This is a genomic window from Hymenobacter swuensis DY53 (genome assembly GCF_000576555.1).
Lineage (GTDB): Bacteria > Bacteroidota > Bacteroidia > Cytophagales > Hymenobacteraceae > Hymenobacter > Hymenobacter swuensis.
In genome coordinates this window covers 2,185,646-2,207,881 of the sequence record NZ_CP007145.1, presented here as the reverse complement: position 1 = coordinate 2,207,881, position 22,236 = coordinate 2,185,646, and the positions used below count along the sequence as shown (strand labels likewise).

At 61.0% G+C, this 22,236-nt stretch carries 21 protein-coding genes; 6 read left to right on the top strand and 15 right to left on the bottom strand.

The features are described 5' to 3' along the window. Positions 1–51 precede the first annotated feature (51 nt). Positions 52–819, bottom strand: coding sequence for a DUF2490 domain-containing protein (locus HSW_RS10715; RefSeq protein WP_044001922.1), 768 nt, complete (start codon positions 817–819; stop codon positions 52–54). A gap of 78 nt (positions 820–897) precedes the next feature. Beyond that, positions 898–1,803, bottom strand: a complete 906-nt coding sequence (locus tag HSW_RS10710) for a M28 family peptidase (RefSeq protein WP_052346343.1) — start codon at positions 1,801–1,803, stop codon at positions 898–900. A gap of 159 nt (positions 1,804–1,962) precedes the next feature. On the opposite strand from HSW_RS10710, the gene HSW_RS10705 reads away from it, so the two are divergent. Then, complete coding sequence (locus tag HSW_RS10705; protein ID WP_044001921.1) at positions 1,963–2,880, top strand: flavin reductase family protein; 918 nt, start codon at positions 1,963–1,965, stop codon at positions 2,878–2,880. A 15-nt stretch (positions 2,881–2,895) separates the two neighbouring features. Here the strand turns inward: HSW_RS10705 and HSW_RS10700 are convergent, their stop codons facing one another. The 10 genes from HSW_RS10700 to HSW_RS10655 form a co-directional block, all read right to left on the bottom strand. Beyond that, the gene (locus HSW_RS10700; protein ID WP_155832924.1) at positions 2,896–3,360 is read right to left on the bottom strand and encodes a hypothetical protein; all 465 of its coding nucleotides are present in this window, start codon (positions 3,358–3,360) and stop codon (positions 2,896–2,898) included. Between the two features lie 148 nt (positions 3,361–3,508). Then, positions 3,509–4,189 (bottom strand): MIP/aquaporin family protein, encoded by a 681-nt coding sequence (locus tag HSW_RS10695; protein WP_044001919.1) that lies wholly within the window; start codon positions 4,187–4,189, stop codon positions 3,509–3,511. Positions 4,190–4,418: 229 nt separating this feature from the next. After that, positions 4,419–6,236, bottom strand: coding sequence for a PAS domain-containing sensor histidine kinase (locus HSW_RS10690; protein ID WP_155832923.1), 1,818 nt, complete (start codon positions 6,234–6,236; stop codon positions 4,419–4,421). A 120-nt stretch (positions 6,237–6,356) separates the two neighbouring features. Further along, on the bottom strand, positions 6,357–6,815 hold the full coding sequence (locus HSW_RS22780; protein ID WP_052346342.1) for a BLUF domain-containing protein: 459 nt from the start codon (positions 6,813–6,815) through the stop codon (positions 6,357–6,359). Positions 6,816–6,916: 101 nt separating this feature from the next. Beyond that, a complete protein-coding gene (gene arsS / locus HSW_RS10680; protein ID WP_044001917.1) occupies positions 6,917–7,966 on the bottom strand; it encodes an arsenosugar biosynthesis radical SAM (seleno)protein ArsS in 1,050 nt (349 codons plus the stop codon). Positions 7,967–8,113: 147 nt separating this feature from the next. Continuing rightward, entirely contained in the window at positions 8,114–8,446 is a 333-nt protein-coding gene (locus HSW_RS10675) for an arsenosugar biosynthesis-associated peroxidase-like protein (protein WP_044001916.1), read from the bottom strand. 67 nt (positions 8,447–8,513) lie between these two features. Beyond that, positions 8,514–9,347, bottom strand: a complete 834-nt coding sequence (locus HSW_RS10670) for an SDR family oxidoreductase (RefSeq protein WP_081768364.1) — start codon at positions 9,345–9,347, stop codon at positions 8,514–8,516. Further along, positions 9,337–10,368: an NAD-dependent epimerase/dehydratase family protein gene (locus HSW_RS10665; protein WP_044001915.1), complete on the bottom strand. Its 1,032-nt coding sequence runs from the start codon at positions 10,366–10,368 to the stop codon at positions 9,337–9,339. The genes HSW_RS10670 and HSW_RS10665 overlap by 11 nt, the downstream gene beginning before the upstream one ends. Beyond that, entirely contained in the window at positions 10,368–11,057 is a 690-nt protein-coding gene (locus HSW_RS10660; protein ID WP_044001914.1) for a TIGR04283 family arsenosugar biosynthesis glycosyltransferase, read from the bottom strand. Before HSW_RS10660 ends, HSW_RS10665 begins: the two co-directional genes overlap by 1 nt. 126 nt (positions 11,058–11,183) lie before the next feature. Next, positions 11,184–12,281 carry a BamA/TamA family outer membrane protein gene (locus HSW_RS10655; protein ID WP_044001913.1) on the bottom strand — a complete coding sequence of 366 codons (1,098 nt, stop codon included), beginning with the start codon at positions 12,279–12,281 and terminating at the stop codon, positions 11,184–11,186. Positions 12,282–12,379: 98 nt separating this feature from the next. Here HSW_RS10655 and HSW_RS10650 point away from each other — a divergent pair, with 98 nt between their 5' ends. The 3 genes from HSW_RS10650 (at position 12,380) to HSW_RS10640 (ending at position 14,927) form a co-directional block, all read left to right on the top strand. Next, positions 12,380–13,177 (top strand): DUF547 domain-containing protein, encoded by a 798-nt coding sequence (locus tag HSW_RS10650; RefSeq protein ID WP_044001912.1) that lies wholly within the window; start codon positions 12,380–12,382, stop codon positions 13,175–13,177. Positions 13,178–13,229: 52 nt separating this feature from the next. After that, complete coding sequence (arsM, locus tag HSW_RS10645; protein WP_044001911.1) at positions 13,230–14,198, top strand: arsenosugar biosynthesis arsenite methyltransferase ArsM; 969 nt, start codon at positions 13,230–13,232, stop codon at positions 14,196–14,198. Positions 14,199–14,330: 132 nt separating this feature from the next. Continuing rightward, the gene (locus HSW_RS10640; protein WP_155832922.1) at positions 14,331–14,927 is read left to right on the top strand and encodes a DUF6134 family protein; all 597 of its coding nucleotides are present in this window, start codon (positions 14,331–14,333) and stop codon (positions 14,925–14,927) included. A gap of 254 nt (positions 14,928–15,181) precedes the next feature. Here the strand turns inward: HSW_RS10640 and HSW_RS10635 are convergent, their stop codons facing one another. Continuing rightward, complete coding sequence (locus HSW_RS10635; protein WP_044001909.1) at positions 15,182–16,411, bottom strand: alanine dehydrogenase; 1,230 nt, start codon at positions 16,409–16,411, stop codon at positions 15,182–15,184. An 80-nt stretch (positions 16,412–16,491) separates the two neighbouring features. After that, entirely contained in the window at positions 16,492–16,932 is a 441-nt protein-coding gene (gene tsaE / locus HSW_RS10630; RefSeq protein WP_231501390.1) for a tRNA (adenosine(37)-N6)-threonylcarbamoyltransferase complex ATPase subunit type 1 TsaE, read from the bottom strand. Positions 16,933–17,176: 244 nt separating this feature from the next. Here tsaE and HSW_RS10625 point away from each other — a divergent pair, with 244 nt between their 5' ends. Next, positions 17,177–18,433 carry a pyridoxal phosphate-dependent aminotransferase gene (locus HSW_RS10625; protein ID WP_044001908.1) on the top strand — a complete coding sequence of 419 codons (1,257 nt, stop codon included), beginning with the start codon at positions 17,177–17,179 and terminating at the stop codon, positions 18,431–18,433. Positions 18,434–18,694: 261 nt separating this feature from the next. Continuing rightward, a complete protein-coding gene (locus tag HSW_RS10620) occupies positions 18,695–21,154 on the top strand; it encodes an outer membrane beta-barrel protein (protein ID WP_081768363.1) in 2,460 nt (819 codons plus the stop codon). 15 nt (positions 21,155–21,169) lie between these two features. On the opposite strand, the gene HSW_RS10615 is transcribed toward HSW_RS10620, so the two are convergent. Continuing rightward, positions 21,170–21,799, bottom strand: a complete 630-nt coding sequence (locus HSW_RS10615; protein ID WP_044001906.1) for a cysteine hydrolase family protein — start codon at positions 21,797–21,799, stop codon at positions 21,170–21,172. Positions 21,800–22,236 lie beyond the last annotated feature (437 nt).

Below are 22,236 nucleotides of genomic sequence, written 5' to 3'. Positions count from 1 at the left end.
TTCGCTCCGCTCGGAATGACGTTCTTTTATCCTACTGTTCCTCTCCCTAAATTACTCACCGGTAAAGTCCAGGTCGTACAGCACGTTCAGACGGAAGCCGTGGTTGATTTCGAACACAGGCCGCCCCGAAACCGGCTCGGGCTCCGCGTGCTGGCTTATCTGGTAGAGGTAGTTCAATTCGACCTTGGCATTGTCGGCAAACTGGTAGCCAAGGCCGCCGGAAATTCGGTTCTGATTGAACACATTGTCGCCCACGTTTCGCCCGAAGCCGATAAACAGCTCATCAAACGCATTCAGGTACCACTCGCCATTTTCCACGGCAGGTCCCTGCAGCGGAAACTGCCCCGAGAGTTGGTAACGGATACGGTTCTGATACTCCCATGTTTCCACCGGCCCCCGGCCCTCCTCAGCGCGGGTGCCCAGCCAACGCTGCTCCAGCCGCACTCGGTGCGTAAAGGTGAACCGGCCCAGCTGGTCATCCAGCGAGACATCCTCGTAGAGGCGGTTTTCCGGCTCAGGGCGGTTAGGTACCGTGGGGTAGCGGCCGTAGCGGTGGGTCTGAAAATACGTATAGCCCCCCGATATCTTCACCCGCTCCGAAAGCGTGCGCACCAGCCCCAAACGCGCCAGTTGCTGCTGCGGTGCCCAGTTGATACGCCGCCACTGGTACTCGGTGTGCAGTGCCCATTTCGGGGCCAGGGCATGGTCGCCGGAGTACACGAACCAGCCCAGGGTATTGTGGTCGAGCAGACGGGGAACCTGGCCGAAGCTGGCGGTGGTCAGCAGGCAGCCGGTAAATACGAGTACGTAATTTTTCATCCGCAATACCCCGAAATAGCAGGGTCAAACAAAAAGCAATACGCCACCCTGTCGTCGGGGGTTAACGCAGCGGTGGGCTTACAGGCGCAATACCGTAGCCAGCAGCGCCTCCACGGCCAGCCCCAGCCGGTACAGATCCAGGCGATTGAGCGTATCGGTAGGCTTGTGGTAGTGGTGGTTACGGTAGAAGGCGGTATCGGTGAGCAGCACAGCCGGGTAGCCGAAGTGCCAGTAGTTGAGATGATCCGAAAAGTCGATACCGGGCAACCAGGCGGGGGCCTTAAACCTCTTCACAGGCAGAATGGCTGCCTGCTTGTAGCAACGGGCAAACTGCCGGCCGAAGTGGCCATTCCCGAATTTCTGCGCCACCGTGACGTAGTTGCCCCGCGTGCCATACACCCATTTCAGCGGCCCCAGCGGGTAGCTCTGGGTGCGTTTCCGGTCGTCGAAATAGCCCAGCGTTTCCAGCGCTACCATGCCCCGCACCGGCACCCCAGCCTTACGTAGCGCTTCGGCGTGTACATAGCTGCCCATGTGAGGGGTCCGGAAAAACGGCGGCTCCTCCAGCGTGTAGGCTACCAGATCAATCCGGCAGGGCAACCCCTGTTGCTGCCCAAGCAGGCGCGCCAGCTCCAGCAGGGCCGCTACCCCGCTGCCATTGTCATCAGCCCCGGGCTGTTCCCCGTACACGTCATAATGCGCCCCAATGATGATGCGCGGGCCGGTTTCAGGCCCAAAGTGGCCCAGAATATTGCGGTAGGTACGGCCTTCCACCTCATACGGCTGCTCGGTGGGTCGGGCCCCGGCGGCGGCCAGCTCGGCCTTGATGTAGTCGGCGGCTTGGTTAAGGCTGACTTCGTGGAGGTAGTTGCGGGGCTCGGGCGTGCTGGTGAGGGCCAAGATGTGGCGGCGCAGTCGGACTGTATCGGCGGGCTGGGCCAGCGCCTGAGAGGTTAGCAGCAGTAACGGTAGCAGCAGACGCATGGGCAGTTTCGTGCTAGTGGTTCGCGGTGAATGACGCAGGGTTTTGCAGCAGTGAACGGCCACCGCACATCACAGCGTATGTCACGGCGTATGTCACAGCGGAATCCTGCGGGAAAAATCGGCAAAGAATATTTGCCGGCTAACGCCGAACTTCGCCCCATGTCTACCCCCACGCCGTTTCGCAGCATCGTTCCCTCTGACCTCTCGCCCTCCGACTGGCACCCGTTCATGGTAGGAGCCGTGGCCCCGCGCCCGGTGGCCTTTGTGAGCACCGTGGCGGCCGACGGCAGCGTGAACCTGAGTCCGTACAGCTTTTTCAACTGCTTTGGCTCCAACCCGCCCATCCTGGCCTTCTCGCCCGCCAACCGCGTCCGTGACAACTCGCAGAAACACACCCTGCAAAACGTGCGCGAGGTGGCCGAGTGCGTAGTCCACATCTGCGACTATGCCATGGTGGAGCAGATGTCACTGGCTAGCACAGAATATGCAAAAGGTGTGAATGAGTTCGTGAAAGCTGGTTTCACGGAAGTACCCAGCCAGCAGGTGCGCCCGCCCCGGGTGCTGGAGGCCCCGGCCGCCTTCGAGTGCGTGGTGGAGCAAGTGATTGAGCTGGGCCAGAATAATGGGGCCGGCAACCTGGTGCTGTGCCGGGTGGTGCTGGCCCACTTCCGCGAAGACCTCATCCTGCCCTCCGGCATCGGCATCGACCCGCGCAAACTCGACGCCGTGGCCCGCCTGGGCGGCGACTGGTACAGCCGCTCCGCTGCCACGCTGTTCGAAGTACCCAAGCCCAACCGAAATCTGGGCATCGGCATCGACCAGTTGCCAGAACACTTCCGCACCTCCGATTTGCTTACCGGCAACAACCTGGGCCGCCTCGCCAACATCGAAGTGCAGGCCATTCCCTCCGCTGCCGACGTACAGGCGTTCCGCCAGGAGCCCATCGTAAGCTACACGCTGAGCAAGTACCCTGATGCAGCCGGACAACGAGCGGCGCTGATGCAGCTTGGCAAGCAGTTATTGGAAGAGGGCCGGCTGCTGGAAGCCTGGAAAGTGCTGCTGCTGGCCGCCGAATAGCGCCAAGCTGTAGTCTTACAAAGGCCGCAGGCGGAAATACCGGTTTTTCAGCCGACGCTGCAAGTACTCCGGCAGTGGACCACCCTGCGCATACGCTTGCATCACGCGCTGATATCGCTGCGGTCCGAACCGGCTAAGGCGGTAAAAACCATACGCTGCCGCCAGACTGCCCATCACCATATCACCATTGGCCTGCTGCTGCCAGGTTTTGTAGTAGCGCTTATCAGGCTCGAAAGCTGCCACGGCAGCCAGGGCAGCTTTGTCGAGTGTGGCTCCCACCGCCGCATCCAGACCCATGTTCAGCCAAACCCTGGTTGCTTTGGAGCGTTGCATGAACAGATGCTGCACGGCCCGCATCGTGTCGGAACGGTCGTAGCGGGCCGTACTGAGGTCGGAAAAGGACGGGGCAGTTTGAGCAAAACCGGGGGCAGCTAGTCCCAGCAAGCAGGCAGCCACTAATGCGGTAGAGGGTGTCGACATAAAACAGTGGTAAGAGGATAGATAAAAACGGATTACTGGGGTACAATAGTCAGGCCAACCACCAGGGTTTCCACCTGCCACCACTACCAAACGAGGTAAACCTGTGGGTCGGCGAAACGAGCCGTCCCGGCCCTAACTTCTGGCAGGACTACTGCGGGGGTTGGATGTTAGCGGGAGCTTTCAAATCCAGCAGGCGGTCGGCCAGCACGGCCAGTAGCACGCCGGCCACGGGCGCGGCCACGTACACCCAGGCAGCCGTGAAGTTCCCATTGAACAGGGCTGGGCTGAGGGAACGGGCCGGGTTCATGGAGGCCCCGCTCAGGGGGCCGCCCACCAGCGCCTCCAGGGCCACCGTGCTGCTGATGGTGATGCCTACGAGCAGGCCCTGCTCATAGTAGCTGCACGTTACGCGCAGAATAATCAGCATCAGCCAGAAGGTCAGGCCCAACTCCACCCCGAAGGCCTGCCAGGCACTGTGGGCTGGCAGCGTAGCCCCCAACGAGGAACCGGGCGCGGCCAGTAGCCACACCGCCCCGCTGCCCAAGGCCGCGCCCACCAGCTGGGCCAGCACGTAAGGCACTACCCGCCGCCCCGGAAAACGCCCCGCCGCCCAGAACCCAATGGTCACGGCCGGGTTCACGTGGGCCCCGCTGATGTGGCCCAGCCCCTGAATGATAATCAGCACAATCAGCCCGAAAGCCGCCGCCACCCCACCGTGCCCGATGGCGTGCGTCTGCTCGTCCACCACTACTGCCCCGGTCCCGAAAATCAACAGAAAGGCCGTACCGAGTACCTCGGCCAGCAGGCATTGTCGTAGCGTAGCAGTCATGCGCAGAGGGCAGTAAACAGGTAGTAAATACGGGTGTGAAAGCAGAATACTGAGCAAGACAGCTTTGCCTGCATCACTCAGCTGTCAGTGCTTCCTCACGACTGGTTGTATTGCTTGAGTGCAATCTGACTTTTTATGATACCCAATATGTGCGTCAATACTTTCACTTTCCTGTCAGGTACTAAGCAGTCTGCCCGATGGATTACTGTGGTTGGTTTGGCTAACGTTGTTAAGTAGTCGGAACCGTCCAGTACACCGTGAAAGTAGTACCCTCACCCAAGGTACTGACCACGGATACATGCCCGCCTTGACTACTCACTATACGCTGCACTAGGTACAGCCCTACTCCGGTTCCATCTACGTGCGGGTGCTGGCGGGCAAAAAGTTGAAACACAGGGTGCAGCGGATCATCAATGTGCATGCCCAAACCGTTATCATGCACTTCCAGCACAGGTTGGTCTTCGGCGGTGAGGTAGCTCCGCAATACGATGTGAGGAGGGCGGACAGGATGACTGAACTTGAGAGCATTGCTAACCAAGTTGTGCACCACCGAACGTAAATTGGCCCGGCTGTAGCGCAGGCCGGGCGCCTCTTGTACCAGCACATCAATTCGGGCACCGCGCTGCATAATTTCAGGACGAAGTACCAACAGAATTTCTTCCAGTACTAACGCAAGATCCAGTATTTCTATCGGTTCCTGCTGCTGCCGTTGAGTACGAATGGTAGTAGCTAGGTCAATCAGCGTGGAATCCAGCTGCGAGAGTGCGCCATCTACCATCTGTAGCATCAGTGCCTGTTCAGGGTCAGCGAAGGTAACTGAGCGTCGTAGCTCCTCAAACAGGCCGCGCAGGTTATTGGTAGGCTGCCGTAGGTCGTGGGAGGCCGCATACACGAAGGTATCGAGGTTATGATGCGCGCGGGAAAGTTCGTCGTACTGGGTCTGGAGCACCTGGCGCAGCCGATACTGCTCTTCTATATCGGTGCACGTGCCAAACCAGCGCAGACCGCTACCGTCGCTCAGCTGCCGGGCCCGAATGACATGCCAGCGGTATACACCATCATGGCGGCGCATGCGGTATTCGCCTTCGAACTCGGTACCACTGGCTACACTCTGCACCCAGCGGCGGGCGGCAGCAGCCTGTTCCTCCATCTGCAGCAACCCCACCCACCCGGTGGGACCCAGTTCCTCCTTGGTCAGACCAGTGTATTCCAGTGTATATTGGTTATAGTACTCAACCAGGCCCTCGGCTGAGGCCGTCCAGACCAGCTCTGGAATACTATCAGCCAGAAACCGGAGCTCAGCCTCACCCCGGCGCCTGGCCTCGCTTAATTCACGCTCCTGATGTACTTCTGTGAGTGCCCCATGCCAGTAAACCGGCGCATCGGGCGGGTGCATTTCCGGTAAGGCACGGCTCAGCAGCCAGCGGTACGCTCCATCATAGCGGCGGAGGCGGTACTCAAAATTCCAGCCGGCTCCGGCCCGCCGCGCAAACTCAGCTTCGTATAACACCCGCAGGCGGTCATCCGGATGGATGAGCAGCGGCCAGATGGCGGTGAGGTCGGCGGTGGGGGGCTGTCCCGTAAAGCGGTACCACTGCGGGCTTGCGTAGGTAGTTTTCCCATTGGCATCCACTGTGTAAGTAATCAGAGGAGCTGTTTCCGTCAACACCCGCAAGCGGGCATCGAGGTGGCGGGTTGTGAGGGCCAGTTCATGGGCCCGCTGACGGGCCACTTCCTGTTCACTCACGTCCACTGCTAGCAAGAGTAGCCCAGCAACCTTTCCCTCTTCATCGTGGTAAGGCTGCACCGATAAATCGTAGCAGTGATGGGGACCACACGCGCAGGCCTTAGCCGTATATTCCTCCCCCGCCGCATAAATACGGGGCAGCACTTCCAGGAATGTGGAGGACAACAGTCCGGGCTGATCTGCTATCCGCTGGCCAAGCTGTCCTTCGCCTACCAACTCCCGCATCCGGTCGTTTATAAAGCTGTAGCGTAGATCTGGGCCTTCCAGTATTGCAACACCCGCCTGTAGTTGGCGCAGCATGTGCTCAAAAGGGAGAATGGGTTTCAAAGGCAAACACAAAGTGGGCTGATTAACGCATCGAGAGGGCGGGCCCGTAAGAGATAATGCACGGCAGCACTAACGGAAGTAAGCAGCTACTTGTTAAAGCGAGGAGGCTACTGTGTGATGATAGGGCTGCGACGGGTCAGGACCGAATACGGCCAAGCGCACTAGTTCAACCAAGAGTGCATCGGCAACTGGTAGCGTGGCGGGGGCCGGCGGAACCTGATGAGGTAGCAAGAATCCCTGCAATGCTTGAAAGCTCTCGGCAGCCAGCGGATGAAATGCCATAGACCATTCCGAAAAGCTGCGGGCGGCAATGGGCCGGTCTATCAGCTTGCGCACATCCGAATGCCGACCGTCGCGGCTGATCCGCTCATACAGTGTATCGGCCGTTGTAGCATCGCCCTCAAATAGCTGGGCAATGTTGCCATGGCTATAGAATAATATCCCAGTAATACCGTGCTGTGCGTTGTCCCGACGACTCTGGTCCAGCAGGTGTTGTAGATCCTCATCAGTTAACGCATGTACAGCCCGGCTTATATACACAATGTGCTTCATGATGCTAAACTACAACCCGCTTTGCTAATCTATCCGACCTGCTTGCAGCAAATACATCACTTACTCTTGGTTCACACTTCTGATCAGCCACTTAGGGCAACTTATGCCACGGTACCGCCGCAGCTGGAGCCGGCGCCGGCCGTGCAGCCGTAGCAGTGCTGGTTCACCACCACCGCCCGCTGAGCCAGGGCCACCGCGTCGAAGTTGCGGATGTGGCGGCTGGGGCTGGCCACGTGCAGGTCGAGCATCTGGTTGAAGTCGCAGTCGTAGAGGCCCCCGTCCCAGCCCACCGAGATAGTGTCGCGGCACATCACGCCAGCGGCGGCGGTGGGGTTGAAGGCATTCACCAGCTTCTCCATGTAGCCCGCGTAGTTGCCCGACTCGATAAGGTAATCCAGGAACCGGCTCACCGGAATGTTGGTGATGGCAAACAGGCTGTTAAACACGATGCCGAAATCCTTCTGCAACGCGCGCTTGAATTGCAGCTCCAGCCCCGCCTGCGGACCGGGCATGAAGGCCCCGGCCGGATTATACACCAGGTTCAGGGTGAGGCCGCTGCCGGGCTGGCCGTAGCCTACGGCGTTAAGCATCTGCAGTGCCCGGATGGAATCGGCAAACACCCCGTCGCCGCGCTGACGGTCGGTTTTATCGGCGCTGTAGAACGGCAGGGAGCTGACCACCTCTACCCCGTGCTGGCGGAAAAACTCGGGCAAATCGTGGTACTTCTTGTTAGCCACGATAATGGTGAGGTTGCAGCGCACGATAACCTTGCGCCCCAACTTGCTGATTTCCTCCACAAACCACCGGAAATCGGGGTTCATTTCGGGGGCCCCGCCGGTCAGGTCCACCGTCGGAATGTTGGTCTGGGCCAGCGCGTCGAGGCAGAGCTGCATCGTCTCGCGGGTCATGATTTCCTTCCGGTCGGGGCCGGCGTCCACGTGACAGTGCTTGCACACCTGGTTGCACATTTTACCCACGTTGATCTGCAGCACTGCCGGCGCCACCGGCCGGAGCGGAAACAGCCCAGCCTCCCCCATCTTCTGATGAAAAGGCGGCAGGTGCAGCACGTCCACCACTTCCTGGCGCAGCACGGTCAGTTGAAAAGCCGAATCGGCGAGCTGATTGCCGGTGGCTTTGAGGGATTTCGTCACGGGTTTGTCGTTCGTTTTTCGTGGTTGGTTTTTTGTTATTCGTTTCCTGACACTCGGGCGGATCCGGTCGGTTGAGCATTCCGCGCCTCAAGCGGCGAAGCCCGAACAACGAAAAACCAACCACAAAAAACGAACAACCCAAACCGGCTACATGGAAAGCTCTTTCACCTTGTTCATCATCTGCACGCCGTGCACCAGCGTGGCCCCGCCCCGGATGGCGGCGGCCACGTGTACGGCCTCCATCATTTCGGGCTCGGTGCAGCCTTTTTCCAGCGTATCGGCCGAGTAGGCATCAATGCAGTACGGGCACTGCACGGCGTGGGCCACGGCTAGGGCAATCAGGGATTTTTCGCGGGCAGTGAGGGCGCCTTCGGCGAATACGGCGCCGTAGTAGGAGAAGAACTTATCGGCAAACTCTTTCTGAAACTCGCCGATGTTGCCGAATTTCTTGAGGTCGGCGGGGTTGTAGTAGGTTTCCATGAGGGGGAGGAACGAGGATTTAAACGAAATACGAGAGAAACAGATCAGGCAGATTGAGTGGCAGCAGCTATTCGTAGAAGTTGCGGAGCCGCTGCTGCGAGGTGCGCACCACCCAGTCGCCCAACCGGGGCAGCACCGAATGTACGACGAGAATCAACAGGCCCAACGCCGAAATGACGGTGCGCTGCCGCCGCCGCTGCACGTGGCGCAGGATAATGGCCGCCACCTGGGCCTGCGACTTCTGCCAGCGGGGCGGGCGGTGGGCAATGGGCACGGGCTGGCCGGCGGCATCGAGTACGCGCTTCTCGGGGTCGTTCTGGGTGAAGCCGATGTGCACCACCCCGAAGTGGACGCCGGTATCGGCCAGCTCCAGGCGCAGGGTGTGGGCCAGGTTAGTGAGAGCGGCCTTGCCGGCGCAGTAGGCCGAGCCGCTGGGCATGCCGTTCAGGGCCGAAATCGAGGAAATGAACGTGACGCTGCCCCGGCTCCGGATGAGGTGCGGCAAGGCGGCCTTCAGCGGAAACACGGCCCCGTACACGTTACTATCCAGCACCTGCCGGAACACGTCGGGCGTCATGTCCAGAAAGTAGGCCCGCATGGAAATGCTGGCGTTGGCCACCAGCATATCGAGCCGGCCAAACTCCCGGATGGCCACGGCCACCAGCTGCTCGCAGGCGGCGTAGTCGGTCACGTCGGCCACGCAGGCGGCTACCCGGTAGCCCTCGGCGGCCAGGGCCTGGCGGGTGCTTTCCAGCCGCTCGGGCTGGCGGCCATTAAGCACCACGGCCGCCCCCTGTTGGCAGAAAGCCCGGGCCGTTTCGCGCCCAATACCCGACTCGGAGCCGGTTATCAGGGCCACCTTACCGGCCAGCGGCAGCGGGGCTGCGTTGTTACTGAACATAGCCGTGGGCAGTGAACCAGGCAAAGGACTCCGTAACGGCCTGCCGGATGGGCGTTTGGGGCAGTAGCAGCTCGGTGCGGGCTTTCTGGGCAGTGAAGTAATGACCATCATTAGCCACGGCGGCCATGGCCGAGTTGAGCGCCGCCGGGCGGCCCGTGAGGCGGGCCCGCACGTCGCAGAGGGCACCGTAGAGGCGGGCGGCGGCGGCCGGCAGCGGCCAGCGGGGCGGGGCGGCGCCCACGGTTTCGGCAATCAGGGCAAAGGCTTCGCGGTAGCTCAGGTTTTCGTGGCCGAGGATGTAGGACTCCCCCACCCGCCCCCGCGTCAGGGCGTTGACGGTGGCCACGGCCACGTCGCGCACGTGCACGTAGTTTTTGCCGCCGGGCGGGTAGCCGGGCAGGCGGCCGGCCCGCAGCTCCAGCACGAGGGCGTTGGAGGTGGGCTTGGCATCCCCGGGCCCCAGCATGAAGGTGGGATGCACCAGCACGGCTGGCAGCTGCTCGCGGGCCACAGCCTGTAGCACCAGCTCGGTGGCGGCGCGCTTGCTGTCCATGTAGTCGAGGCCGTAGCGGCGGCCAGCGTAGGGCCGGGTTTCGTCACCGGGGTGGGTGCGGGAGCCGAAGCCGAACACGTTGGCCGTGCCCACATACACCAGCCGAGGGCCGCCCAGCAGGTGCGCCAGGGCCAGCACCTGCCGGGTGCCGCCCTCGTTGGCGGCCCACACGGCCGGGTTGCGGGCCGGGTTCACCTGAGCCAGCGCCGCCGCGTGCACAATGGCTTCGCACCCGCGCCCCAGCTCGGCCAGGGCCGTCGGCTCCAGCGGCTGGCTCAGATCGGCCTCTGCTAGTTCAATCGGCAACGAAGCCAGCGGCGGCAGACCGGGAGCTGCCCCGGCCGCCTGGCTGGGTCGCACCAGGGCGCGCACGGGGTAGCCGCGCCGCAGCAGCTCGGCCAGCACGTGGCGGCCCAAAAATCCGTTGGCACCGGTCAGGAGCACACGCGGCAGCTTGGCAGCCTCCATCAGCGGTAGTTGAGCAGGGCCTTGTAGGTGCGCGCAATACGGGGCGGCGACACGCGCAGAAAAAACAGGGAAAAGGCCGTGAGGTTGGCCAGCTGCACCCGCAGCCAGCTGTTGGTTTCGTACTTGCGAGCCGATACCACCACTTCCTGGGGCACAATGTGGAAGCGCGCCACCCGCCGGATGCGCTGGATCAGCTCGAAGTCCTCCATTATCACAAACCGCTCATCGAAGCCGCCCAGCTCATCGAACAGGGCCCGGGTGATGAACAGCGTCTGGTCGCCGCCCCGGCTCATAATGCCCTTGAAGCGGGTGCCGTAGCTGTTGAGGCGCAGCAGTGGGTGGCGGGAGTTGAACCGGAACCGGTAGCAGCCCGCCGCGTAGCCCTGCGCCACGGCGGCCGGCAGCGTGGCCGCGTAGTCGGGGTGAATGCTCACGTCGGCGTGCACGAAGTAGAGCAGCGAGCCGCGGGCGTGGCGGGCCCCAAAATTCATCTGGGCGGCGCGGCCGGCCCGCGGGGCCAGCAGCACAGTGGCCCCGACGGCCCGGGCGGCGGCGGCGGTGCCGTCGGGGCTGTGGGCATCCACCACCAGCACCTCCACCGCGCCGGGAGGCGCTGCTCGGCCCAGCTCGGCCACCAGCCGGGCAATGTTGTCGGCTTCGTTATACGTAGGAATAATAACGCTAATCATTGGGCAGAAGCAGGAAAGAAAGGAAGGCGCGCACGACGGAAAGGTCGCAAGTAAGAACAATAAGAGCAGTAGCGGGAAGGCGGCGGCAACTTCCGCACAGTTTTCGAATAAGCAAGCGGCCAGGGGTCAGAATGCTTCGCCCACGGTCAGGTAAAAGCCCGTGGATTGCCGGCCCAGACCGTAGTCGAGGCGCACGTTGAGGTGGTCCCGGCGGTTGGCGGTAAAGCGCAGGCCGGCCCCGTAGGCGGCTTTCGGGTCGCGCAGCCGCAGCAGCGTCTGCTGGTCGCCTAGCGCGCCCACGCCCCCGAACACCACCGCGCCCAGCCGCTTGTACACCTCCAGGCGCAGTTCCGACTGCACCAACGCCAGGTTCTGGTCGCGGTAGCGGGCTTCGTAGTAGCCCCGCAGCCGCCGCGAGCCGCCCAGCTGCGACAAAGCATTGAACGGGGCCGTGCCCACTATCAGGCTGCCGGCGTAGTTGAGCGCCAGCACGGCGCGACGGCCTAGCACGTGGTACTCGGCCACGTCGGCCACGTAGCGGCTGAAGCGGGTGGTTTCGCCGGCCGGCCCGGCCCCGGCGGCCCGGTTCCGCAGGAAGGCGCCCACGTCGGCCACCACGCCTTTGCGGGGGTAAAACACGTTGTCGCGGGAGTCGAAGAACAGGCCCAGGCCGCCGCCCGTGAGGCGGCTGCCCCGCCCGCCCGGCACCGTGCCGCCAGCCAGCAGCCCGCCCGGGGCCACGCGCGTCACCTGGTAGTCCTCGTACTGGTAGCGCAACCCGGCGTAGAGCTGGCCCCGCTCGCCCAATAGGTGGCCCACCCGCCGGAACGCATTCACCCGCACCCGTGGGAAGTTGACGCTGTACAGCTCGCGCGGGACTTCCTGCCGGCCCAGCCCGTAGAAGTAATAGGTGTAGCGGTAGTAGCCGGCCTCGCCGTAGGCGTAGTAGGTGTTGTGGTCGTAGAACAGCTGAAACGGCAGGTACAGCAGCAGCTGGCGGTTCTGGGTGTAGGCCACGGCCAGGGTGGCCTGTGAGGGCCGGGCCGCGGCAAAGCCGTCGTCGCGGCGGAAGCGCAGGGTGGCGGTGGCGGCGGCGCCCACGGCCAGCCGGGTTTCGGGCGTGTAGTACACCAGCGGCACCGGAATGAGGGCCAGGCGTTTGGGCCGCGCGGTATCGGGTGGGGCGAGGGCGGAACTGCCCAGCAGCACAAGGGCAAGGAGCATACGGGCAGGGTGATGAAGCTAGGTTTACGAAGTTGCGGCGGCCGGGAGTTTGCCGGCGGGCAATCTTTTCCGGGGCAAGTCGCCGTATATTCCCTCCAATGAAGCAGCTCCTGACCTTTTCCCTCCTTGGCGGCGGCGCGCTAGCGCTGGCCGGCCTCTCCCCCGCCCTCGGTACCCCTCCTGCCCACCCGGCAGCCACCGTCCGTCCCGCCGCCGCTCCGCTCGATCACGCGGCTTTCGATAAGCTGCTCAAAAAGCACGTGAATGCCCAGGGCCTCGTCGATTACAAAGGCTTCAAGGCCGATGAGGCGGCGTTCAACCAGTACCTGGCTCAGCTCAGCAAGAACCGCCCCACCAGCAGCTGGCCCAAAAACGACCAGATGGTGTTCTGGATCAATGCCTACAACGCCTACACCATCCGCCTGATTCTGGACCATTACCCGATACAGAGCATCAAGGACATCGGCTCCAAAATCAAGATTCCATTTGTGACCACGCCTTGGGCGGCCAAGTTCTTCAGTATCGGGGGCGAGAAAATGAGCCTCGACAACATCGAGCACGGTATTCTGCGCAAGCAATACAACGACCCCCGCATTCACTTTGCGCTGGTGTGCGCCTCCATTTCCTGCCCCCGCCTGCGCAACGAAGCCTACACCGCCGACAAGCTCAACGCCCAGCTCGACGACCAGGGCCGGGACTTCCTGAACAACCCGGCCAAAAACAAGTTGGCCAAAGACCAGGCCCAGCTCTCTAAGTACTTTGATTGGTACAAGGGCGACTGGGAACAGAACGGGCAGTCGGTGGTGAAGTGGGTGAACCGCTACGCCACGACCAAAATCGACGGCAATACGAAGATTGACTACCTCGACTATAACTGGAATCTAAACAAGCAGTAGCCTACCGGCTACGCCCCTCCCCGCCTTATTTTCTTTTCTCTCCCCAGCCCGCATGAGCTATTTAGAAACCACCGCCGACGTGTACCGCCAGGCGGCCCAGGAGCCCCAGGTGGGCCTTTGCTGCACGACTAATCCCATCTGGCAGCTGCCCGGCCTGAGCATTCCGCAACGGATGCTGTCCATGAACTACGGCTGCGGCAGCACCGTGAACCCGCGCGACCTGACCAACAGCCCCACCGTGCTGTACGTGGGCGTGGGCGGGGGCATGGAACTGCTGCAGTTTGCCTACTTCAGCCGCCGCCCCGGAGCCATCATCGGGGTGGATGTGGTGAGCGAGATGCTGGACGCCTCCCGCGAAAACATGCAGGAAGCCGAGCGTCAGAACGACTGGTTTAAGTCGGAATTCGTGGATTTGCGGGCCGGCGACGCATTGCACCTGCCCGTGGCCGACGAAAGCGTGGACGTGGCCGCCCAAAACTGCCTGTTCAACATTTTCAAGCTGGATGATCTGCGCCGCGCCCTGCAGGAAACCTACCGGGTGCTGAAGCCCCACGGCCGCTTGGTGATGTCGGACCCCACCTGCGAGCAGCCCATGAGCGATGAGCTGCGGGCCGATGAGCGCTTGCGCGCGCTCTGCCTCACCGGCTCCTTGCCGCTGCAGCAATACCTGGATATGATTACGGAAGTCGGCTTCGGTACGGTGGAAGTGCGGGCCAAGCGCGCCTACCGGGTGCTTTCGCCCCAGCACTACGCCACCGACGAGCTGATTTTCATCGAGAGCGTGGAAGTGTGCGCCATCAAGGACCCCATGCCCGCCGATGGTCCCTGCATCTTCACGGGCCGCACGGCCATCTACTACGGCGGCGAAGAATACTTCGACGACCACAAGGGCCACGTGCTGCTGCAGAACCAGCCCCTGGCCGTGTGCGACAAAACCGCCGCTAACCTGGCCGCCCTGGGCAGCTCCGATATCTTCATTTCTCCCTCCACCTACCACTACGACGGCGGCGGTTGCTGCTAGGCAGCGGTATTACTACCAAAGCCCGTCATGCTTCGGCAAGCTCAGCATGACGGGCTTTGGTGTGTTTTAACCGTTCTGCTCGTCGCCTTACTTCCTCTCTGCTCTACCTACATGTTTCTGTCGGCTTTGCTTTTGTCCGGTACCCTGCCCGCGGCGGCCAGCCCGCCGCCGGCTGCGGCGGAGGTACGGCGCTACGCCATTGAGGTAGCGGGCGTGCGGGTAGGCACCATGACGGCCACCCGCCAACCACCGGTTGGCCCCGAGGTGACGTACTCGCTGGTGAGCGACGTGCAGGTAAATTTCCTGTTCTACCACGTCGTCATCTACTACCACGTCGTCAACCGCTTCCGCAACGGCCAGCTGGTGCTGTCCACAGTAGATGCGCGTACCAACCAGGGCAACTTCAGCACCCGCACCGAGTGGAAGGGCGACCATTACGACATCGTGGCCCACCAGTACAAGCACGACTACCAGGCCACCGAAACCCAGCCCATCCGCTACGCCGTCACGAACCTGTTTTTTGCCGAGCCGCCAGCCGGCCAGGCGCGGGCCTTTGCCGAATACTTCGGCGACTACTTCACGCTGCGCCCGGGCCGCCCCGGCCGCTGGCTCGCCACCCGCGCCGGCCGCGAGGATGAGTACCAGTACGCCAACGGCCAGCTGGTCACCCTCATCAAAAAGAACCCACTCAAAAACTTCATCATTCGCCTCCTGCCCCCGGAAAGCTGAGCAGTGGCAGGGTTAGTAGGTGCAATTGCAAACAAAAACGTCATGCTGAGCTTGCCGAAGTATCTCCACCACTCCATTGGATTGCTACAATGAAGCGGCAGAGATGCTTCGGCAAGCTCAGCATGACGTTCTGGCTTTGCCGGAACAACAGGTTTTCTGAAGCTGCAGACGTACTCCGCTCAACCTGACAGACCTGACCTGCCAACACAATCCTAAAATCCGTGTAATCCTCAACATCCGGCTAAATCCGTGATTTAGTTACGTACAGCAATCATCAGGGCCAGTTCCTTATAGCGCATGTTGAAGCGGCGGGCAATGCTGGCGTTGGTAAGAGAGCCTTTGTACACGTACACGCCGGAGCGGAAATGCTCGTTGGTAAATAGCACCTCGTTGATACCGCCGTGCTGGCTGATTTCCTGCAGAATAGGCGTGAAAATGTTGCTTAGCGCGTTGGTGGCCGTGCGTGGTACCCGGGAGGCAATGTTGGGTACACAGTAGTGAATCACGTCGTATTTGCGGAAGACGGGTTTGCTATGACTGGTCATTTCGCTGGTGGCAAAGCAGCCGCCCTGGTCAATGCTCACATCAATGACCACCGAGCCAGGAGCCATCATGGAAATAGCATCTTCCGACACCATGAACGGAATCCGGCCTTCTTCGGCGTTCAGGGCCCCAATAACTACGTCGGCGCGCCGAATTTGCTGGTTCAACGCGAAGGTATCGAGGGTGCTGGTATAGAGTTGGGGCTGGCCCAGGTTCTGCTTGAGGCGGCGCAGCTTGTAGAGGTGGTTATCGAATACCTTCACCTCGGCCCCCAGCCCGGAGGCAGCGCGGGCAGCGTATTCAGCTACCGTGCCGGCCCCCAGAATTACCACCTGCGAAGGCGGCACGCCCGTAATGCCGCCCAGAATAATGCCTTTGCCTTCGTTGGAACGTGCCAGGTACTCGGCGGCAATGAGCATCACGGTGGAGCCCGCAATTTCCGACATGGCCCGCACTACCGGCCGGGTACCGCTGGGGTCCTTGATTAACTCGAAGCTGATGGCGTTTACCTTTTTGCGCAGCAGAGCCGTGATGTACTCGGCCGTGAGCGAACCAAACTGCAGGGCCGAAATCAACGTCTGGCCAGCCCGCAGGTACTCCATCTCATCGTACGTGACGGGGGCCACTTTCAGGATGATGTCCGCCTCAAATACCTCTTTCTGGGAGTAGGCCACGGTGGCCCCGGCCTCGGAGTACTCGTGGTCGGAGTACTTGCTGGGTTCCCCGGCCCCGCTTTCCAGCAGAATTTCGTGGCCTGCTTCCACCAGGTGCTTCACCGCCTCGGGCGTAAGGCAGATGCGGTTTTCCTGCAGGGAGGTTTCCCGGGGTAGCCCAATGAACAGCTTCCGCTTCCGGGTTTCCACGGCCAGCATAGATTCCTGGGTGAAATAGGCGCGGCTGGTAGCCAGCGACTCAAATCCGGGGGGCACTGCGTCGGGCATTTTCTTGAATTAAAAATTATGAATTATGAATTAAAAATTGAGCACACAGTCAATTTTGCAGCAAGCAGAGCTGACCATTTTTAATTTTTAATTCTTAATTCCCTCGCAGATGGTCCGGTGACGGAGAGGGTAATGAGCAGTCGGTCAGGGGGCAGTAGGGCCTCAATGCGGCTCGGCCACTCAATCAGGCAAAGATAGCCAGAATCAAAGTACTCTAGCGCCCCGATGTCTTCGGCCTCCTGTGGGGTGTTAAGGCGGTAGAAATCGAAGTGGTAGATGGGTTCGTTCTGGGCCGTGCGGTATTCGTTGATCAGGGAAAACGTGGGGCTGCTGACCTCTTCCTGCACGCCCAGGCTACGGCATAGGGCTTTAATAAAGGTGGTTTTGCCCGCCCCCATCTCGCCTTCAAAGCAAATGATGGGGTGGCCCTGTACCGCGGCGCGCACCTGCCCGGCCACAGCCGGCAACGCGTCGAGGGAAGGAATTTCGATGGTCTGATTCATCATCCGGAGAGGCCGCATATGTACGCCTGAATAACTTGAGCCTGCAAATTTGGTTATTCTGCCGCGAAATCAGTGGCTTTCTTTCGTCTACCTATTCTGCATTGTCCTTGGTGGGTTGGGCTAGCCTGCCGATGCCGGCCCGGCGGCCCGGCATCTCCACCATCATCTGGTTGCAGCCGGTTTTTTCGCAGGTTTTTACCCGCCAGACCGGGCCCGGCAACTGCTGTCCTCTATATTTGGCCGACCCAAACCAACACCAACCATGCAAGTTTCGCGAATGGCCGGCAGCCTGATTGGCTCCGAAATCATCAAAATCGGCAACGAAGTCAACGACATGATCCGCAAGGGGGAGCAGATCTGTAACCTCACCATTGGCGACTTCGACCCGTCTATTTTCCCCATTCCCACGGAGCTGCAGGCTGAAATTACCCATGCCTACCAGGCCGGGCACACCAACTACCCGCCCGCCAACGGTATGGCTGCCCTGCGCGAAGCGGCGGCGGCTTTTACGGAGTCGCGCCTGGGCCTGAGCTACTCACCCAACGATTTTCTGGTGGCGGGCGGCTCTCGGCCGCTCATCTACGCCACCTATCTGGCCCTGGTAGACCCCGGTGACAAAGTGGTATTTCCGGTACCCAGTTGGAACAACAACCACTACTGCCACCTCTCCTCGGCCGAGGCCGTAATGGTGCCCACCCGCCCCGAAAACAACTTCATGCCCACGGCTGCCGAGCTGGCACCGCACCTGGCCGGGGCCACGCTGCTGGCCCTGTGCTCCCCGCTCAACCCTACCGGCACCGTGTTCAGCCGCGAGGATCTGGAAGCCATCTGCGACCTAGTACTGGCAGAGAACAAGCGGCGCGCCCCCGGCGAAAAGCCCTTATATATACTCTACGACCAGATTTACTGGTTACTGACTTTCGGCAATACCGAGCACTACGACCCGGTGAACCTGCGCCCCGAACTGCGCGAGTACACCGTTTATATCGACGGTATTTCCAAGTGTCTGGCTGCTACGGGAGTGCGCGTAGGCTACGCCTTCGGACCGGCTCCGGTAATTGACAAGATGAAGGCAATCCTGGGCCACGTAGGCGCGTGGGCTCCCAAGGCCGAGCAGGTTGCCACTGCTACCTACCTCCCCCAAACCGCTGCCGTAGATGACTTTCTGGGTGCGTTCAAAGAAAAGGTGCAGCACAGCCTCGACGCGTTGCACCAGGGCCTGCAAGCCATGAAAGCCGACGGTCTGCCCGTAGATTCGATGGTACCGATGGGGGCTATCTACCTCACGGCCAAGCTGGACGTGCTGGGCCGCACTACTCCTGACGGCCAAGTGCTGACCTCTACCAAGGAGCTAACGTCTTACCTTATCAGCGAAGCGCGGCTGGCCCTGGTACCCTTCAGTGCCTTTGGTACCGATGGCGCGTCGCCGTGGTTCCGCATGTCGGTGGGAGGTGCCTCGCTGGCATCCATTGAGGCCGCCCTGCCCCGGCTGCGTGCTGCCCTGGAACGACTGAAGTAAACCTACATTCCTGCTTTTTACACCACCGGCCTTGCAGCAGTTGCAAGGCCGGTGGTGTGTTCGGGCTGTTTTCCCGCCTTTTGCATCGGTCTGGTTTTCTTGCATCAGATTAAGATAAACTATCTATATTGTTGCCGCTATCGGCCGCTATTTTGTGGCAGCCAGAGGTTTCTACTCTGTTTTAGCTGCGTTTGATCTGCAGTTACCGCTCTATCTCCTATTGCACTTTCCGCCTTTCACAACCACCGGAACGTGTACTGTATGCTTTCTTCTATTTCCTGCCCGGGAGCCGGCTTTCCATTGGCTACCACGGTTCTTTTGCTACTTAGTGCCCCTGATTTGCGGGCGCAGCAACTCCGCCCCGCTCCTATTACTGGCGCTGTACGAACTGCTACCGGCTCAGCCCTGGAGTACGCCACCGTCACGCTGCACCGCGCCACCGATTCAGTAGTAGTCAAAACTGAATTCAGCGACGCGGCAGGTCAATTTCAGCTGCAACCACCCGTTATCGGCCGTTACCTGGTATCGGTCAGTCAGCTAGGCTACGGCCGGGGCTGGGCAGGCCCGCTGGACGTTACGGCCGGCCCCGCCACTCCCCTGGCTTTCCGGCTGGTGACCGGAACAGCAACACAGCTTAAAGAGGTGACCGTAACCGGCCAGCGGCCCGTGTTTGAGCGCCTGGCTGACCGGACCATCGTGAACGTGGAAGGCAGCCTGCTGAGCGCAGGCAATACTACTCTGGACGTGCTGGGCCGTGCCCCCGGCATGGTGTTGGATGCCAACGACAACCTGATGCTGCGCGGAAAAACCGGTTTGCTGGTATTGATTGACGGTAAACGGGTGCCACTTACCGGGGCGGAGCTGGCCAGCATGCTCCAGGCCCTGCCGGCCGAGCAGATACGCAGTATCGAGCTTATTACCAACCCACCTGCCAAATACGATGCGCAGGGTGGAGCCGGCGTTATCAGCATCAGCCTGAAAAAAGACCAGCGGCAGGGCTTCAATGGCAGCACCAATGCGGCGTACGGCCGGGGACGGTACGGCAAGTTCACCAGTGGCCTGAACCTCAATTACCGCCGTCAGAAGCTCAGTCTCTATAGCTCTTACGCGTACACCGACCGCCAGCTGTTTCAGGAGCTGCGCTTTGACCGCACGTACCTGCAGGATGGGCAGCCGGTCCGCTTCGTTACGCAGCGCAACGACACCCGCAGCCATATACAGTCCCATACCTGGCGCGCCGGCATCGAGTACTCCTTCACCGACCGCACTACTCTGGGGGCGGTGGTAAGCGGACTGGCAAGTCGTTTACCGTCGCTGGGCCGTAACTACTCGGAGTTGTACGATGCCCAAGGGCAGCTGACGGCGCAGTTGGAAGCCCGGAACCACCGGACGCTGCTGACGCCCAACGTGGCCGCCAACCTGAGCCTGCGGCATCAATTCCGGAAAGACTCGCTGGGCACCCCGGAACTGACAATGGACGCCGACTTGGCCCGCTACGACCTTACCCGCACGCTTGACCTGCAATCCAGCAACCTGCTTAGCTCCTACTACACTCCCAGTCGCCTGCTAGGCGACCAGAACGGCCGCCTGACCATCGGGAGTGCCAAGGCCGATTACGTACGCAGCCTGCGGCACGGGCTGCGGCTGGAAACCGGCCTGAAAACCAGCCGGGTTTCATCGGATAATGACGTACTATTTGAACGGGAGAAAGATGGCGTGCGGCAGGTAGATGCGGGCCTTACCAACCGCTTCCGCTACGAGGAAACCATCAGCGCGGCTTACGTGAGTCTGACCCGTTCCCGGCCTACGCTTACCCTCACAGCCGGCCTGCGCGGAGAGCATACTGCCACCGACGGCCGGCAGCAGATAGGGAGCCAGGAGTTCAGTCGCCGGTATTTTCAGCTGTTTCCCAGCCTTCGGCTTACCCGCACCGTAACTGACCACCACGAGGTGGGCTTTTCCCTCAGCCGCCGCCTCGACCGGCCGACGTACAACCAGCTCAATCCCTTCCGTTCCTACGTTGACCCACTTTCTTACCGCGTGGGTAATCCGGCGCTCTGGCCTCAGCTCAGCACCCAGGCCGAGTTGACGCATACGTTCAACCACAAGTTCAGCACCGCGCTCAGCTACACTCGCACCCGCCGCCCCATCCTGAGCGTGTACCTGCTGGATACCGATGGCTTGGTAGCGGCCACCGATGTGAACCTGAACAGTCAGGACTACTGGAGCCTGACGTTCACGGCCCCGCTGGAGCCGGCTCCATGGTGGAAGCTATATGCCAGCGCCGAGGCCTTTTACATTCGCTTCCAGGGCAGCCTGGAAGGTGCACAGCTCCCGCAGAGCCAGCCCGGAGCCATTTTGAGCGCCAGCAACTCCTTCACGCTGCCTCACGGCTGGAGCGCCGAGCTGAATGGGAGCTACAATTCGCTGGAGCGCTTCGGGTTTCAGACGGTGCGGGCCTTCGGGCAGGTGGGAGCAGGCGTGCAGAAGAGCTTTGGCCCGACTACCGTCAAGCTTAATGCCACCGATATATTCTATACCACGCCGCTACGCGTTACTTCCCGCTACCGCCCGCTGACCGAAACGTTCCGCTCCGCCCAGGATTCCCGCGTGGTGACGGCGGCCCTTTCCTACCGCTTTGGCAACGAGAAGGTGCCCGCCGCCCGTCGCCGGGCCAGTGGGGCCGAGGACGAGAAGCGCCGGGCCGGCAACGTGCAATAACGCCACATTGCCTGCCTACCGCTCCACTGTCTCAGGAACTTCTGCGGTCAGGAGCTGCTCAAGAAAATCCTGGTGGGTGAGCGGGTGCGAGAACATGGGGAAGTTTTTCTCGCAAGCCAGGCGCTGCTCCTCCTCGCTTACCGTGGCGGTGCAGTCGGTGAGCGTGTACACCTGATAGCCGTACTCGTACGCGGTGCGCATGGTAGATTCCACGCAGCAGTTGGTGAGGAAACCTGCCAGGGCAACGTGCGTGATGCCGCGCTGCCGCAGTACAAAATCCAGGTTGGTACTCACAAATCCATCGAGCCCCCGCTTGCCTTCAATAACAATATCCTCCGCCTGTGGCCGGAGCACGTCCACAATTTCCGCCCCCCAGGAGCCCTGGCGGAACGAGTTGCTGTCTACTACTCCTTTCAGAATGCCGTAGGGCCGGGGACTCAGCTCCCGGTAGTTTTCGGTGAAGCTGATGGGCACATGCACAATAAGCGCCCCGGCCATCCGGGCCTGCCGGACCAGGTCTTCGGCGTGGGCCAACATGTTGGTTTGCTTCATTACTGTCTTCACCGCGTCATGCAGAGAGCCGCCGGGTGTAGTGAAATCGTTCTGAAACTCAATGAAGATAATGGCAGTAGTAATGGGCTTCATAAGGGTGGGGCGTTAGGGTTTCGGGATACAACAAGTTACTGATTGCCGGATAATTACGCAACATCAGTATGACATCCGGCTCGTTATAGTTGAGTTACTTCACTGTTACCCAATTATCCTGGTGTAGCCTTCCTATTTCCGGCAGTTTTCCACATCTTTCCTGCCTGCCGGCCGTGTCCGGCAATCAACCAGTTAGTGTATGCAACGTTATTTCGCCACTTGTCACGAGCTGTAGGTATCAACCTACAACTCCCATGAAACAGTCTAAAAAGCGCTGGGCCTGGACATCCCGGCAGCGTGGCCGCATCTGGCTTTACCGCAGCTTCACGTATCGGCTCTATCACCCTAGTAAGGATTTCACTCACCTACTTTGGGTTCGACACCGGAACCAAAGCCGCACCGCTCTAGCTCAGTTACGGCAGGGCGCAGAGGAAACG